Below are 15,607 nucleotides of genomic sequence, written 5' to 3'. Positions count from 1 at the left end.
GCCCCGGCCCGCGCCGCCAGCCAGGGTCGCGCCGCAGCCCGCGCCGCCAGCCAGGGTCGCGCAGCCTATCCCTGTGGGTCTGAGGTACCAGTGGAGCTTGATGCCGGAGGTGCATCTTGATGCACCTGTGGCATCAGGTCGTGAAAGGGCACCTTGGTCCCGGAAGCCGGCCCTGGCCGGATGACCGCGCCGGGGCGGCGCAGTGCCGCCGCGCGGACCATCACCATCATCATCTGGCCGTCCCGGTTGCCGTGCAGTCGGGTGCCGAGCAGGTGAATCCATTCGATGTTCGGGTGGGCGGCCTCGGCGCGGACGTGGATGACCCTCAGTCGCAGGGGTCCGTCGCCATTCAGATAGTCCCTCGCGCCAATTTCGATGACGTCCCACGGCTGCACCAGCGGCGATCTTGTCGACTCAGTCATCGCCACCTGCCCCGGTCGCCGGGTCGGCAGTGAGCCAGATGCCGACCGAGGCGAGCAGCCGGCGGATGGTCCGGGCGGCATCGCGGTCGTACCGGTCCAGGTAGGCCACCGCGAGCCGCAGCCCCGGACAGATGATCGTGCCGCAGCGCGGACACCCGGTCACCGGGTCGGGCAGGTGTATCGCGGCCAGGTGGCGGGCGCGGGCGATCACCGGGTGGTCGACGTAGCCGGGCACGGCGCTGCCGGTCGGCACCGACATCCAGCCGAGTACGCCGTGCCGGCGCAATTGATCTTTGTCATTCATTCTTGCGCCATGTGTCCCCCATCGGGACAACGATGGACGCCTTCTCGAATTTTCCACTCCTCCACCCTGGACTTCCCCGCCTCCCCTATGGAAGATGGGATTCGTCCTCGTAGCAACAACATCCCTCACGGGGCACACCCTGCCCATTGTAAAGCAATTCTGTAGAGAGCTGGAGGAAACGAATGTCTGGAGCAGCGAGCGCCTATCTGATAGCGGAGCTCCGCCGCCGCCGCGAGTTGGCCGGACTCACCCAGGAGCAGCGGGGCGCCGCCCTGCACTGGTCGGCCCAGCACGTCAGCGCGGTCGAGCGCGGCGCCCGGCCGATCCGGCTCGACTACCTGGCCACCATCGACCGGGTCTTCAACTGCGACTACTCGACCCTCTGGGAGCTGCTGCTGCGCACCGAGCGGGCCCCGGTCTGGCTGCGCCCGTGGCTGGAGCACGAGCGGGAGGCGATCATGCTGCGCTGCTACGAACCACTGCTGGTGCCCGGCCTGCTGCAGACCGAGGCGTACGCCCGCGTCATCCTCACCCACGCCGGGGTGGCGATCGACGACGTCGACACCACCGTCGGCGACCGGCTCGGCCGGCAGGAGATCCTGCACCGGGCCGAGCGGCCGTGCCGCTTCGTCGGGGTGATCGACGAGGCGGTGCTCACCCGGGCGGTCGGCGGCCCGGCGGTGATGCGTGAGCAGGTCCTGGCGCTGATCGCCGCCTGCGACCGGCCCAACGTCTCGATCCAGGTGGTGCCGGCCGGGGTCGGTGCCTACCCGGGGCTGAACGGCCCGTTCACCCTGGCCAGCCTGGACGGCCGGGCGGCCGGCTTCGTCGACGGGCCGTTGGAGGGCCAGACCATCGAGTTGGAGGCCGATCTGACCAGACTGGAGCATGCCTGGGAGTCGCTGCGGGAGTACGCTCTGCCCAGCGAGCAGTCCGTGGCGTTGATGCAGGAGGCAGCCGACAGATGGGCATGACGACCGATCCTCGACCGGCCTGGCGGACCAGCAGCCGCAGCAACGGCACCGGCGGCAACTGTGTCGAAGTCGCCGACAACCTGCCCGGCCGGGTCCTGGTCCGCGACAGCAAGGACCGCACCGGCGGCACCCTCACCTTCTCCCCCACCGCCTGGCGGACCTTCGTCAGCCGCACCGGCCGGTAGCCCGACCGCCAGGCCGCGCAGCAGCCGGTGCGACCACTGAACGCCGAGTGACACAGGAGGTACCTCACGCCGTCGCGGCGAGGTACCTCCTGTGTCACTGAGCAGAGGTCAGCCCTGCGGTGGTCAGCCCTGCGCGCCGAGGCGGGACAGGATCAGCTCCCGGACGGTACGCGCGTCCGCCTGGCCCCGGGTCGTCTTCATCACCGCGCCGACCAGCGCCCCGGCCGCCGCCACCTTGCCGTCGCGGACCTTCGCCGCGATGTCCGGGTTGGCGGCGATCGCCTCGTCGACGGCGGCGGTCAACGCACCGGTGTCGGAGACTACCTCCAGGCCGCGCGCGGTCATCACCTCGGTCGGCGTGCCTTCCCCGGCGGCCACCGCCTCCAGAACGGTCCGGGCCAGCTTGTCGTTGAGCTTGCCCGAGTCGACCAGCCCTTGCAGCTCGGCGACGTGCGCCGGGGTGACCCCGAGCCCGGTCAGCTCCACACCGGACTCGTTGGCCCGGCGGGCCAGCTCGCCCAGCCACCACTTGCGGGCACCGGCCGGGGTGGTGCCGGCGGCGATGGTCTGCTCGATCAGCTCGACCGCGCCGGCGTTGACCACCGACTGCATGTCGTGGTCGGTCAGCCCCCACTGCTCCTGCAGCCGCTTGCGGTGCACCCGGGGCAGCTCCGGCAGGGCGGCCTTCAACTCGGCCACCCAGGCGGCGTCCGGGGCGAGCGGCACCAGGTCCGGCTCCGGGAAGTAGCGGTAGTCGGTGGCGGTCTCCTTGGAACGCCCCGACGTGGTGTCCCCACTGTCCTCGTGGAAGTGCCGGGTCTCCTGCACGATCCGGCCACCGGCGTCGAGCACCGACGCCTGGCGCAGCATCTCCGCGCGTACCGCCCGCTCCACCGACCGCAGCGAGTTGACGTTCTTGGTCTCGGTGCGGGTGCCCCACTCGGTCTGCCCGACCGGGGTCAGCGAGGTGTTCACGTCGCAGCGCAGCGAACCCTGCTCCATTCGTACGTCGGACACGCCCAGCGAGCGGATCACGTCCCGCAGCTCGGTGACGTACGCGCGGGCCACCTGCGGAGCCCGGTCACCGGTGCCGGGGATCGGCTTGGTGACGATCTCCACCAGCGGGATACCGGCCCGGTTGTAGTCGACCAGCGACTCGGTCGCCCCGTGAATGCGCCCGGTCGCGCCGCCGACGTGCAGCGTCTTGCCGGTGTCCTCCTCCAGGTGCACCCGCTCGATGCCGATGCGCACCAGCTCGCCGTCGACCTCGACGTCCAGCCAGCCGTCCACGCACAGCGGCTCGTCGTACTGGCTGATCTGGTAGTTCTTCGGCATGTCCGGGTAGAAGTAGTTCTTCCGGGCGAACCGGCACCAGTCGGCGATCGAGCAGTTCAGCGCCAGGCCGATGCGGATCGTCGCCTCGATCGCCGCCTTGTTCGCCACCGGCAACGAGCCGGGCAGCCCGAGGCAGACCGGGCAGACCTGGGTGTTCGGCTCGGCCCCGAACCCGGTCGGGCAGCCGCAGAACATCTTCGTGTTGGTGCCCAGCTCGACGTGCGTCTCCAGGCCGATCACCGGCTCGTAGCGGGCGACGACATCCTCGTACATGGGCAACGCGGTCGTGCTCATCTCACAGCTCCAACTCTCGGCGCGGCACCGACCGCACCAGCCTAGTGTCCACCTGGGTTCCGCTCATCGACCTGGCCGGTAACCGAGTGCCACGAGAGCCCGCCGGGTGTCGTCCCACCACCGCCGGTACGCCGGCACCTGCGAAGGCGCCGTCGCTGCGGTCGACCATGCTGACCACATCATCGATACCTGCTGGCCCGGTCCGGTCCCGTACCGGTTGTACGTCGGCGACGTACACCGTTTCATCGAACTCGGTCAGGCACAGTCCTTCCAGTGAGCGTGCCAGCAGCCGGGGCAGGAAGCGGTCATCGCTGAGGCCTTCGGAGATCAGTGCGGTTGAGAGATAGCGCATCAGCGATCCAGCGTCTCCAGGACCTCGAATTCGGCAATCTCTGCCTTGGTGACCACACCGCTGGGATCTTCGAGATCCAACGCAAGCTGATCACCACCGATCAGGCGGCTACGGGTGATCCGGCTGCGCGGTTCGCCCTTGCGGACCCGGGTCACCACGTCCAGGTAGACCGCATGGAGCCGTCCCCCGTCCTCGCCGCGTTCCAACGCCCGCAGGATCGCAGGCGAGTGGCTGCTCAGGATCAACTGGGTCAATCGATTGCCGTCCGCTTCGTCGCGCGGCTCCAACGAGCGTTCGACCAGGGCCCGCAGGTACCGCACGAACTGGGCAAGCCGCTGCGGGAAGATGCCGTTCTCCGGCTCCTCGAAGCAGATCAGCCCGGCCCCACGCGGATCGTAGAGCGCGGCGAGCAGCGCGATCGCCCGCAGCGTCCCGTCGGAGGCGACCCGGGCCGAGAACGGTGCCTCGTCGCGGGTCACCACTTCGACCTGACGCTGCCGACGCGCCTCGTCCTCGGCGAGACGGACCCCGACTACTCCCGGTATCACTTCGGATACGTCGGCGGAAAGGTCGTTCAACGCGCCCTCCGGCCGGTCCTCGGTGCCCGTCGCAGCGGCCAGGTAGCGCAGTGTGTTGGCCAGGTGGGCACCGTTGGGCGCGAGGCTGTCCGGGTCGTCATAGGAATCCGGGGTACGCAGCGCGCTGGGATCGAGGTGCAGCAATCGCCACGACCGCAGCTCCCGCTTGAGCGCGTACAGCAGCGGGAAGTCGGTGGCGGTGGTCAAACTGGACAGCACGGTCGCCGTCGCCGCCGTCGCCGGCAGCTTCCGCTTGCGGCCCTGGTTGCCCTGCTGCCGGATGCTGAAAATCGCACGCCCCTGCTCGTCGCGCTCGGTCTCCAGCAGCTCCCGGCCACCGCCGCGGTAACTGGCCACCTGCTTCCACCGCGGGATCAATGCCCGCAACGCAGCGTCGTCGGACTTGGGGATCCGGTACGCCGCCTCCCGCAGCACGTACGGTCGGCGGGACCCGCCCGGACCGGCCGACCGCAGCTCGATCGCCAGCTCGTAGCGCAGCCGGGAGTGGTTGACCTCGGCGGTGTCGCCGAACGCGTCGGTCACCGACGACCCCAGCAGCACCTCGACGGCGAAGGTCATCACCGGCATCTGGCTGCCGTCGGTGTGCCGATGGAACAGATCGGGAACTTCCCCGCGCATCTGCTGAGCGGCCTCCAGCAGCGGGTCGTCGGCCAGCCGGGACAGGAACTGGATCGCGTCGAACAGGTTCGACTTGCCGGCCGCGTTCCGCCCGATGATCACGAGAAACGGCGGCACGTCCAGCGTGAAGTCGCGGAACGACTTGAAGCCGTCGATCTCGATCCGGGTCAGCACGTCGCGGCTCAGAGCTCCGGCGGGGTGAGGGTGCCGACCGCCGACTCCAGGGCCGCCGCGACCCGGTACATCCGGTCGTCGGCCATCGTCGGCGCCATCACCTGCAACCCGACCGGCAGCCCGTCGGCCAGCCCGCACGGCACCGAGATGGCCGGGCCGCCGTACAGGTTGGTCGGGATGGTGAACAGGTCCGCCAGATACATCTGGTACGGGTCGGCGGTGCGCGCCCCGAGTGGGAACGCCACGAACGGCGTGGTCGGCGAGATCAGCACGTCGACCTGCTCGAACGCGGCGGTGAAGTCGCGGGTGATCAGGGTACGGACCTTCTGCGCCTGCCCGTAGTAGGCGTCGTAGTAGCCGCTGGACAGCGCGTACGTGCCGAGCATAATCCGCCGCTTGACCTCCGGACCGAAGCCCTGGTCGCGGGTCAGCGACATGACCTCTTCCAGGGACCGGTTGCCGTCGTCGCCGCTGCGCAGCCCGTACCGGACGCCGTCGTAGCGGGCCAGGTTAGACGAGCATTCGCTCGGCGCGATCAGATAGTACGCCGGCAGCGCGTAGTCGAAGTGCGGGCAGGAGACCTCGACGACCTCGGCACCGAGCTTGGTCAGCGCGTCGACGGCGTCGCGGAACGCGGCCAGCACGCCCGGCTCGACGCCCTCGCCGGTGGCGAACTGGGTGACCAGGCCGAGGCGCACCCCGGTCAGGTCGCCGGAGGCACCGGCACGGGCCGCTTCGACGACCGGCGGCACGGCGGCCGGGATCGAGGTGGAGTCACGCGGGTCGTGCCCGGCGATCGCCTCGTGCAGCAGCGCCGCGTCGAGCACCGTCCGGGCACACGGGCCGGGAGTGTCCAGCGAGGAGGAGAAGGCGATCAGCCCGTACCGGGAGGTGCCGCCGTAGGTCGGCTTGGCCCCGACCGTGCCGGTGACCGCGCCCGGCTGGCGGATCGAGCCGCCGGTGTCGGTGCCGATCGCCAGTGGAGCTTCGTACCCGGCGACCGCCGCCGCGCTGCCGCCGCCGGATCCGCCGGGGATCCGGGTCAGGTCCCACGGGTTGTACGTCGGCCCGTACGCCGAGTACTCGGTCGACGAACCCATCGCGAACTCGTCCATGTTGGTCTTGCCGAGGATCGGCATGCCGGCGGCGCGCAGCCGGGCGACGATCGTCGCGTCGTACGGTGGCCGCCAGCCGTCGAGGATCTTCGACCCGGCGGTGGTCGGCACACCCTTGGTGGTGACGACGTCCTTGACCGCGATCGGTACGCCGGCCAGCGGGCCGAGCGGCTGCCCGGCGGCGCGGGCGGTGTCGACGGCCTGCGCGGCGGCGAGCGCACCGTCGGCGTCGACATGCAGGTAGGCGTGCACCCGCTCATCGACGCCGGCGATCCGGTCCAGGTGGGCGCGGGTCACCTCGACCGCGCTGGTGTCGCCGGCGGCGATCAGCTCGGCCAGCTGCGCGGCGGTCATCCCGGTGAGTTCGGACATGGGTTCAGACCTCCTCGTCCAGGATGCGCGGCACCCGGAACCGGCCGTCCTCGGCGTCCGGGGCGGCGGCGAGCGCGGCGTCGCGGTCCAGACCGGGTGCGACGACGTCGTCGCGCAACACGTTGGTCAGTGGCACCGAGTGCGAGGTGGGCGGGATGTCGTCGGCGGCGACCTCGCCGATCCGGGCGACGGACTGCAGGATGACGTCGAGCTGGCCGGCGAACGTCGCCAGTTCGTCCTCGGTCACGGCCAGCCGCGACAGTCGCGCCAGGTGCGCGACCTCCTCGCGGGAGATGGCGGCCATCTGCGCCCCCTTCGTACGGTGATCGAACGGTTGGCCCCGGATCCTCGCTCAGCGTGGCGAACCGGGCCGGACCCGACGAGTCTATTTCTCCGGTGGGCCGGCCGAGTCATCGGGCGGGTTGGGCGGGTCGGGCGGTGCCGCCGGCGCGTCTGCCGAGTCATCCAGCAGGCCGGGCGGAACGCCACGTGGGCCGGGGACCAGTGGACGGTACCGGGCCAGCCAGCTGACCAGTTCGTCGGCGGGCATCGGCCGGGCGTAGAACCAGCCCTGGGCGACGTGGCAGCCGAGCGCGTACAGCCGCCGCCAGGAGGCGTCGTCCTCGACGCCTTCGGCGACCACCCGCAGCCCGAGCGCCCGGGCCAGCTCGATCACCGAGCGGACGATGGCCGCGTCGTCGGTGTCGGCGGCCATGCCGAGGACGAACGAGCGGTCGATCTTGACCTCGGACAGCGGCAGCCGGCGCAGGTGCTGCATGGACGAGTAGCCGGTGCCGAAGTCGTCCAGGGCGATCGCCACCCCGATCGCGTCGAGCCGCGAGATGGTGGCCAGTACCCGCCGGGGGTCGGCCATCAACGCCCCCTCGGTGATCTCCAACTGGAGTTGCTCCGGTGACAGGTTGTAGCGGGTGAGCCGGTCGGAGATCTGGTCGGCGATCTCGCCGGTGTGCAGGTCCCGGACGCTGACGTTGACGGCTGCCCGCAGAGTGATCCCGGCGGCGGCCCACTTGGCGATCTGCTCGACGACGTCGTCGACGACCCGGCGGGTGAGCAGGCGCATCACGGCGCTCTGCTCGGCGACCTTGATCAACTCTTCCGGGTCGACCATGCCGCGACGCGGATGCCGCCAGCGCAGCAACGCCTCCACCCCGACCACCTCGCCGGTCGCGATCTCCACCTGCGGCTGGTAGTACATGGTGATCTCGCCGACGTCGTCGACCTCCCGACCGGAGTCGGCCGCGTGCGCACCGTTGACGTCGAGCACCCGACGCAGGTCGGCAAGGAGGCTGAGCCGTTCCGGCGTGTTGTGGTCCGACTCGGCGGCGTAGACGGCGGTGCCGTCACCGGTGTCCTTGGCGTCGTACATCGCGACGTCGGCGTGTTGCAGCAGGGTGGCGAAGTCCCCGCCGTGCTCGGGGTAGAGTGCGATGCCCACCGATCCGCCGACGTCCAGCGGCAGCCCGTCCAGGGCGACCGGCTCGGCGAGCGCGGTCACCACCTGTTCGGCGATCTCCCGCGCCTCGTCCGCGCCGGTGAGCCGGGTGGCCAGGATGGCGAACTCGTCACCGCCGAGCCGGACCACCAGGTCCTGCGGCCGGACCACCATGGCCAGCCGCAGCCCCACCTCGATCAGCAGCCGGTCGCCGACCAGATGCCCGAGTGCGTCGTTGACCCGCTTGAACCGGTCCAGGTCAAGCAGCAGCAGTGCCATCTGGGAGTCCGGCGCTCCGCGCCGGAGCGCGTCGGCGTGTGCCGGCACCTGGTCGGCGATCTCGACGATCAGTGCCTTGCGGTTGGCCAGCCCGGTCAACGGGTCGAGCCGGGCCGACCGCTCCTGCTCGCTGGCCAGCGCGGCCATCCGGTAGACCGCGTACAGCGGCACCAGCACCAGTGGGATCAGCGCCGGGTCGACCTGCGCGGCGACGACCAGCACCGGCCCGAGCAGCAGCAGTGATCCGGTGGAGGACAACTCGAAGCCGATGCCACGGCGGGCCGACCGCCACCACCGGCCGCCGAAGCGCAGCCGGATCGCCAGGGTGACCGTGCTGTAGTTGACCGCCGACCAGGCCGCCGCCGCGCCGACCGCCACTGCGACGTCGCTCCAGGCCAGCTCGGCGGTGCCGGCGAAGGCGCCCGGCCCGGCCAGCCCGGCCACCGCCGCTGCGGCGGCGAGCGCCAGCGCGTACTGCGAGCTGTTGAACAGGGCCCGCCACGGCACGTGCCGGGCCCGCCAGGCGAAGACCGCAACCGCGACGGCCTGCACCGCGACCGCCGGGCCGAGGCCCCAGGCGAGCAGGATGGCGAAGGTGAAACAGACCGACGGGAAGACCTCGGATCGGCGCCGCCGGCCCGGCGGGGTGAACGGTCGGGCGTCGCCGACCACCGCGAGCAGGGCCATCAGCCAGAATGCCGCCGGCAGGTCGGAAATCTGGGCGGGCAGGTTCAGCAACGGCACGGCGCAGACGGCGAGCGCGGCGGCGGTCACGCCGCCGACAAAGCCGAAGAACCCAGGTGCGCGTTCCGGAGGAACGGAGTTCCGCAATGCAGCGGCCTCCATCTGCCCTCCCGTCGCGCTCCCGTGGCCTGCTTCGCCGACTCAGCACGAGCCGGGCGTCCCGCCGACGTCCTACACCTTAAGGACGGACGGCCGGCGGGTCAGGGGCGAAGCGCGGTCGTGACTGATTTGAGACGCGGTCGGCGAATGCCCGACGCGGGGATTCCCGGCCGTCGAGAAATGGCGTCCGCCAATTGTCGGAGCTCCGGCGATGGTCCGGGCCGGCCGGTGCCGGAGCGCCGCTAGCTGGCGGCGGCGGGCTCGGCCGTACCGGCCGTACCGGCAGGCTGGGCGGACTCGGCCGGCTGGTCCGGTTCGTTGACGGCGACCGCCCGGGCCGCGTCCACCCCTTCCTCGAGGAGAACCCCGAAGCCTGCCTCGTCGAGCACCGGGACACGCAGTGATACGGCCTTGTCGTACTTCGATCCCGGGCTGTCGCCGACCACCACGAAGCCGGTCTTCTTCGACACCGAGCCGCTGACCTTGCCGCCGCGGGACTGCACCGCCTCGGCCGCCTCGTCACGGGAGTAGCCGGCAAGCGAACCGGTGATCACGACGGTGACGCCGGCCAACGGGCGTGGTGCCTGGTCGTCACCGGCTTCCTCGACCATCCGCACGCCAGCCGCGCGCCAGCGCCGGACCACCTCCTGAGCGTGCGGGGCGGCGAACCAGTCGGCGGCGGCCGCGGCGATCACCGGACCGACCCCGTCGACGTCGACCAGTTGCTCCTGGCTCGCGGCGGCGATCGCGTCGATCGAACGGAACTCGCGGGCCAACGCCTGGGCGGCGACCGGGCCGACGTGCCGGATGGAGAACGCGACGATGATCCGCCACAGCGGCCGTTGTTTGGCCTCGGCGAGGTTGGCCAGCAGTTTCTTCGCGTTCTCGGTCAGCTCCCCGCTCTGGTTGCAGAAGAACTCGACTCCGGACAAGCGGTCCGCATCAAGATCGAATAGGTCGCCGATGCTCTGCACTGCACCGGAATCGACCAGGGCGATCGCCGACCGCTCCCCCAGCGCCTCGATATCGAGAACACCGCGACCGGCAATGTACTCCAGCTTGCGAGTCAACTGCGCCGGGCAGTCAAGATTCGGACACCGGATATCGGCGTCACCTTCTTTTTCGTAGCGCAGCTCGGTGCCGCACTCCGGGCACTCGGTCGGCATCACGAACTCGCGCTCGGCGCCGGTCCGCAGATCGACGACCGGGCTGACCACTTCGGGAATGACGTCGCCCGCTTTCCGCAGGACCACCATGTCGCCGATCAGTACCCCTTTGCGGGCCACCTCTCCGGCGTTGTGCAGGGTGGCGAAGCCGACCGTCGAGCCGGCCACCTTGACCGGGTCGAGCACCGCGTACGGGGTGACCCGCCCGGTCCGTCCGACGTTGACCTTGATGTCGAGCAGCCGGGTGTTGACCTCCTCCGGCGGGTACTTGTAGGCGATCGCCCAACGCGGGGCGCGACTGGTGGAGCCGAGACGGCGCTGGACCGACACCTCGTCGATCTTGACCACCACGCCGTCGATCTCGTGCTCCACCTCATGGCGGTGCGAGGCAAAGTGGGCGATGAAGTCACGCACCCCGTCGCGGTCGCCGACCACCTGCCAGCGTTGGCTGATCGGCAGCCCCCAGTCGGCCAGCTGCCGGTACGCGTCGGACTGGCGTACCGGCTCGAAACCCTTGCGCGCCCCCAGACCGTGCACCACCATGCGCAGCCCGCGTCCGGCGGTGATCCGGGGATCCTTCTGCCGCAGCGAGCCGGCGGCGGCGTTACGCGGGTTCGCGAACGGCGCCTTCTCCTGGGCGACCAGGCTGGCGTTGAGCTCGTCGAACGCGGCCACCGGGAAGTAGATCTCGCCGCGCACCTCCAGCAGCTCGGGTGCCTCGCCGGCCAGCCGCTCCGGGATCTGCCGGATGGTCCGCACGTTGGGGGTGATGTCCTCGCCGACCCGACCGTCGCCCCGGGTCGCCGCCCGGGTCAGCACGCCCCGCTCGTAGGTGAGGTTGACCGCGAGGCCGTCGACCTTCAGCTCGCACAGGTAGTTGACCGGGCCACCGGCGTCGCGCTCGACCCGGTCGGCCCAGGCGGTGAGCTCGTCGTCGTCGAAGGCGTTGTCCAGGCTCATCATCCGCTCGGCGTGGTTCACCGGGGCGAACTGGGTGGCGTAGGCGTAGCCCACCCGCTGGCTGGGCGAATCCGGCGTGCGCAGCGACGGGTGTCGCTCCTCCAGCTGGTTCAGCTCCCGGATCAGCAGGTCGTACTGCCCGTCGGAGATCTCCGGCGCGTCGAGGACGTGGTAGCGGAACTGGTGGCGATCGATCCCCTCGGCGAGCGTGGCGTGCCGCTCCCGGGCGGCCGCGTCGGGCTCCTCACCGGCCTGCGCCTGCTGGGCGGCGCTGACCTGCTGCGGAACGACTTCCTCGGACACCGGCTGACCTCCGTGTTCGGATCTACCTGCGCACCGTATCGGTCGGCACCGACATTCGCGGATGCCGGCCTGCGGACCGACCGCGGTCACTTGTGCGGCGAACCGACCGTTGTCGCTCGCGTGGCGGCCCGGTCACTCGCGGACCGGCTGCGGTCACTCGCCTTGGACGAGGTTGAACACGGCCACCCCGGCGCACCACAGGAAGCACAGCACGAAGACCACCACCAGCACGGCGATGATCAGCCCGCGGTACATCCGCCACCAGCCGCGCCGACCGGCGGCCGGGTCACCGTCGCTGTCACCGTGGTAGCTCATCGCCACCAACGGTAACCGTAGGCACACCCCGGGCGGCACTGTTCCACCGGCCGGGACCCCACCGCACTCCACCGCCGGCCGCCGGCCGGGTCAGCCCTCAGCCAGCCGCCGGCCGGCGTCGCGGCAGGCGGCCAGCGCGGCCCGGGCGTAGGGCACGGTCGCCCCGGCCAGCCCGCACGCCGGGGTCACCACCACCTGGGCGGCGGCCCGCTCCGCCGGGAACCCCAGCTTCGACCAGAGGGTACGGACCTGTCCCGCCGCCCGCGCCGAGGCCGGTGCCGCCACGCCGGTCGCTTCCCCGGTCGCCGGCACCACCCCGGCGAACAGCCCCATCCCGGCGTCGATCGCCTCACCGACCGGGTCCAGGTCGGTGAGCAGCTCCAGGTCGGCGGCGATCGCGACGGCACCGGCGGCCCGCAGCAGACCCACCGGTACACCGGGGGCGCAGCAGTGCACCACCACCGGCACGCCGACTCCGGAGATCACCTCGGCGAGCAGGTCCCGGACGGTGCCGGCGGCGACCGCCCGGTAGGTGTGCAGACCGCTGTCGGTGCGCAGCGTCCCGGCCAGCACGGCGGGCAGCGAGGGTTCGTCAAGTTGGAGCAGCAGCCGCGCACCCGGCACCCGGCGGGACACCTCCGCGACGTGCTCCCGCAGGCCCTCGGTGAGCGAGGCGGCGAGGTCACGTACGGCACCGTGGTCGCGGACCAGCCGCCCGCCGAGGCCGACGTCGAGAGCGGCGGCCAGCGTCCACGCCCCGGCGGCCTGCAGCTTGACCGGCCCGGTGTAGCCGTCGGCCTGCTCGGTCAGCTGGTCGAGGTCCCGTTCCCGCAGGTCGAGTGCGCGGCGCAGGTCACGGCCGGGTCGGGCGGCGACCCGCCACCGACCGGCGTACAGCTCGACCGGCAGGTCCACCAGGAAGGTGGCACCGCGCCCGATCATGTCGGCGCCCGGCCCACGGGCCGGCAGTTCGGGCAGGTGCGGCAGGCCCGGCAGTTCGCCGAGGACGATCCGTTGCGCCTCGGCGACGTCGGTGCCGGGCAGCGATCCGATCCCGCTGGCGGCACCCGGCGGCCAGGGCCACGGTGAGTCCGTCGCAGGGACGGCCGGCTCCGGGCTGGACGGACTGCGCGGGTCGGTCACGGCAGGTCGCTCGCGTCGGTCACGTCCGCCGACTCTACCGGTCAGCCGACTCCACCGGTCAGCCGGCGATCGTCGCCGAGCCGAGCACCACGTCGCCGGCCGGATCGGGCCGGTAGGCGACCATCGCCTGGCCGGCGGCCACCCCCCGGACCGGCCGGTGCAGCTGGGCGTGCATGCCGGCATCGGTCAGCTCGACCACCGCCGGGGTGGTCGACCCGTGCGCGCGCACCTGGAGCATCGCCTCGACCGGACCGGTCGGCCGGTCCCCGCCGATCCACACCGGGCGGACACCGGTCACCGTGTCGACGTCCAACGCCTCGGCCGGGCCCACGGTCACCGTGTTGCTCGTCGGGGTGATCGACAGCACGTAGCGGGGTCGACCGTCCGGCGCGGGCACCCCGATGCCCAGGCCACGCCGCTGGCCGACGGTGAACGCGTACGCCCCGTCGTGGTGGCCGACGACCGCGCCGGTCGTCGCGTCGACCACGTCGCCCGGGACGTTGCCAAGCCGGGCGGCGAGGAATCCGCGGGTGTCGCCGTCGGCGATGAAGCAGATGTCGTGCGAGTCGGGCTTGTCGGCCACCGCCAGCCCGCGCCGCGCCGCCTCGGCCCGGACCTGCGCCTTGGTGGAGTCGCCGAGCGGGAACATCGCCCGGTCCAGTTGGGCCCGGTTGAGCACGGCGAGCACGTACGACTGGTCCTTGGCCAGGTCGACGCTGCGCCGCAGCAGACCATCGGGGCCGAGCCGGGCGTGATGGCCGGTGACCACCGCGTCGAACCCCAACGCCACCGCGCGGTCCAGCACCGCCGCGAACTTGATCTTCTCGTTGCAGCGCAGGCACGGGTTGGGGGTACGCCCGGCGGCGTACTCGGCGACGAAGTCGTCCACCACGTCACTGTGGAACTGCTCGGCCATGTCCCAGACGTAGAACGGGATGCCGATCACGTCGGCGGCCCGCCGGGCGTCCCGGGCGTCCTCGACGGTGCAGCAGCCACGGGCCCCGGTGCGGTACGTCTGCGGATTGCGCGACAGTGCCAGGTGCACACCGGTCACGTCGTGCCCGGCGGCCACCGCCCGGGCGGCCGCCACCGCCGAATCGACCCCGCCGGACATCGCCGCCAGTACTCGCACCGTACCCATCTCCTGCCTGATCGTCGCCGCACGCTCGAGGGTAGTCCCGCAGCGGTGCCGGGTCAGCCGGCGGCGGGCGGCACCGGCTTCGTGCTGCGGACCGCGCCGGCCCGACGGGCCCGCTCGACCGCACCGGGCAGGGCCGCCACCAGCGCGTCGACCTCAGCCCCGGTGGAGTCGTGGCCCAGGCTGAACCGCAGCGACGAGCGGGCCCGCTCGTCGTCGTCGGCCATCGCCAGCAGCACGTGCGACGGCTGCGCCACCCCGGCCGAACAGGCCGAGCCGGTCGAGCAGGCGATGCCCTGGGCATCGAGCAGCAGCAACAGCGCGTCGCCTTCGCAGCCGGGGAACGAGAAGTGCGCGTTGCCGGGAAGCCGGTCGGTCGGGTCCCCGTTGTAGATCACGTCCGGCACCACCTGGCGTACCCGTCGGACCAGGTCGTCGCGGAGCGCGCCGACCCGCGCCGCGTGCTCGGCCTGGCGTTTCACCGCCACCTCGACAGCGACCGCGAACGCGGCGATTCCGGCGGTGTCGAGCGTGCCGGAGCGGACGTCGCGCTCCTGGCCACCACCGTGCAGCAGCGGGGTGCAGGCGACGTCCCGGCCGAGCAGCAGGGCGCCCACGCCCGCCGGGCCGCCGAGCTTGTGACCGCTGACGGTCAGCGCGGCGGCGCCACTGGCGGCGAAGTCGACCGGGACCTGGCCGACCGCCTGGACCGCGTCGGTGTGCAGCGGTACGCCGACCCGCGCGGCCATCGCCGCGACGGCGGCGACCGGTTGCACGGTGCCGACCTCGTTGTTCGCCCACATGACGGTGACCAGCGCCAGCTCGTCGGCGGCCGCGTCCAGCTCGGCCTGCACGGTGGCGGCGTCGACCCGACCGGCGGCGTCCACCGGCAGCCAGGTCACCTGGGCCTGCCCGTGCTCGGCGAGCCACTGCACGGCGTCGAGTACGGCGTGGTGCTCGACGGTGCTGGCCAGGAGCCGCCGCCGGGCTGGAGCTGCCGCCAACCGCGCCCAGAAGATCCCTTTGACCGCGAGGTTGTCGCTCTCCGTACCACCGGCGGTGAAGATCACCTCGGACGGCCGGGCGCCGAGGGCGGCGGCGACCCGCTCCCGGGCCTCCTCGACCGTACGCCGGGCCGCCCGTCCGGCGGCGTGCAGTGACGACGCGTTACCGACCCGGCGGGCGGTGGCGACGTAGGTCTCCACCGCCTCGTCGAGCATCGGCGTGGTCGCGGCGTGGTCGAGATATGCCATCACCAGCAAG

General features: G+C 71.8%; 15 protein-coding genes. 2 read left to right on the top strand and 13 right to left on the bottom strand.

Annotated elements, in window-relative coordinates; all coding sequences use genetic code 11:
• Positions 1–65: 65 nt before the first annotated feature.
• Both ACN27J_RS30545 and ACN27J_RS30540 read right to left on the bottom strand, forming a co-directional pair.
• Positions 66–422, bottom strand: a complete 357-nt coding sequence (locus tag ACN27J_RS30545) for a hypothetical protein (protein ID WP_421371567.1) — start codon at positions 420–422, stop codon at positions 66–68.
• Entirely contained in the window at positions 415–726 is a 312-nt protein-coding gene (locus ACN27J_RS30540; RefSeq protein ID WP_421371565.1) for a hypothetical protein, read from the bottom strand. The genes ACN27J_RS30545 and ACN27J_RS30540 overlap by 8 nt, the downstream gene beginning before the upstream one ends.
• Positions 727–908: 182 nt before the next feature.
• On the opposite strand from ACN27J_RS30540, the gene ACN27J_RS30535 reads away from it, so the two are divergent.
• Together ACN27J_RS30535 and ACN27J_RS30530 are read left to right on the top strand one after the other, a co-directional pair.
• On the top strand, positions 909–1,700 hold the full coding sequence (locus ACN27J_RS30535; RefSeq protein ID WP_421371562.1) for a helix-turn-helix domain-containing protein: 792 nt from the start codon (positions 909–911) through the stop codon (positions 1,698–1,700).
• Positions 1,691–1,885, top strand: a complete 195-nt coding sequence (locus tag ACN27J_RS30530; protein WP_421371560.1) for a DUF397 domain-containing protein — start codon at positions 1,691–1,693, stop codon at positions 1,883–1,885. Before ACN27J_RS30535 ends, ACN27J_RS30530 begins: the two co-directional genes overlap by 10 nt.
• 123 nt (positions 1,886–2,008) lie before the next feature.
• On the opposite strand, the gene gatB is transcribed toward ACN27J_RS30530, so the two are convergent.
• From gatB to ACN27J_RS30475, 11 genes are all read right to left on the bottom strand, one after another.
• Complete coding sequence (gatB, locus tag ACN27J_RS30525) at positions 2,009–3,514, bottom strand: Asp-tRNA(Asn)/Glu-tRNA(Gln) amidotransferase subunit GatB (protein ID WP_421371558.1); 1,506 nt, start codon at positions 3,512–3,514, stop codon at positions 2,009–2,011.
• Between the two features lies 1 nt (position 3,515).
• Complete coding sequence (locus tag ACN27J_RS30520) at positions 3,516–3,866, bottom strand: hypothetical protein (RefSeq protein WP_421371556.1); 351 nt, start codon at positions 3,864–3,866, stop codon at positions 3,516–3,518.
• On the bottom strand, positions 3,866–5,257 hold the full coding sequence (locus ACN27J_RS30515) for an AAA family ATPase (protein WP_421371554.1): 1,392 nt from the start codon (positions 5,255–5,257) through the stop codon (positions 3,866–3,868). The genes ACN27J_RS30520 and ACN27J_RS30515 overlap by 1 nt, the downstream gene beginning before the upstream one ends.
• 8 nt (positions 5,258–5,265) lie before the next feature.
• Complete coding sequence (gene gatA / locus ACN27J_RS30510; RefSeq protein ID WP_421371551.1) at positions 5,266–6,744, bottom strand: Asp-tRNA(Asn)/Glu-tRNA(Gln) amidotransferase subunit GatA; 1,479 nt, start codon at positions 6,742–6,744, stop codon at positions 5,266–5,268.
• 4 nt (positions 6,745–6,748) lie between these two features.
• Entirely contained in the window at positions 6,749–7,048 is a 300-nt protein-coding gene (gatC, locus tag ACN27J_RS30505) for an Asp-tRNA(Asn)/Glu-tRNA(Gln) amidotransferase subunit GatC (RefSeq protein ID WP_421371549.1), read from the bottom strand.
• A gap of 81 nt (positions 7,049–7,129) precedes the next feature.
• Positions 7,130–9,322, bottom strand: coding sequence for a putative bifunctional diguanylate cyclase/phosphodiesterase (locus ACN27J_RS30500; protein WP_421371546.1), 2,193 nt, complete (start codon positions 9,320–9,322; stop codon positions 7,130–7,132).
• 239 nt (positions 9,323–9,561) lie between these two features.
• A complete protein-coding gene (gene ligA, locus ACN27J_RS30495; RefSeq protein ID WP_421371543.1) occupies positions 9,562–11,748 on the bottom strand; it encodes an NAD-dependent DNA ligase LigA in 2,187 nt (728 codons plus the stop codon).
• 153 nt (positions 11,749–11,901) lie between these two features.
• Positions 11,902–12,063: a hypothetical protein gene (locus ACN27J_RS30490; protein ID WP_282234378.1), complete on the bottom strand. Its 162-nt coding sequence runs from the start codon at positions 12,061–12,063 to the stop codon at positions 11,902–11,904.
• A 90-nt stretch (positions 12,064–12,153) separates the two neighbouring features.
• Positions 12,154–13,206, bottom strand: coding sequence for a methionine synthase (locus tag ACN27J_RS30485; RefSeq protein ID WP_421371541.1), 1,053 nt, complete (start codon positions 13,204–13,206; stop codon positions 12,154–12,156).
• 58 nt (positions 13,207–13,264) lie between these two features.
• Positions 13,265–14,338, bottom strand: a complete 1,074-nt coding sequence (gene mnmA, locus ACN27J_RS30480) for a tRNA 2-thiouridine(34) synthase MnmA (protein ID WP_421371539.1) — start codon at positions 14,336–14,338, stop codon at positions 13,265–13,267.
• Positions 14,339–14,400: 62 nt separating this feature from the next.
• The gene (locus ACN27J_RS30475; protein WP_421371537.1) at positions 14,401–15,597 is read right to left on the bottom strand and encodes a cysteine desulfurase family protein; all 1,197 of its coding nucleotides are present in this window, start codon (positions 15,595–15,597) and stop codon (positions 14,401–14,403) included.
• Positions 15,598–15,607 lie beyond the last annotated feature (10 nt).

The sequence above is a fragment of the Solwaraspora sp. WMMB762 genome, assembly GCF_049179115.1.
Classification (GTDB): Bacteria; Actinomycetota; Actinomycetes; order Mycobacteriales; family Micromonosporaceae; genus Micromonospora_E.
Note: the sequence above shows the minus strand (reverse complement) of the source record. Positions and strands in the feature narration are given on the sequence as shown.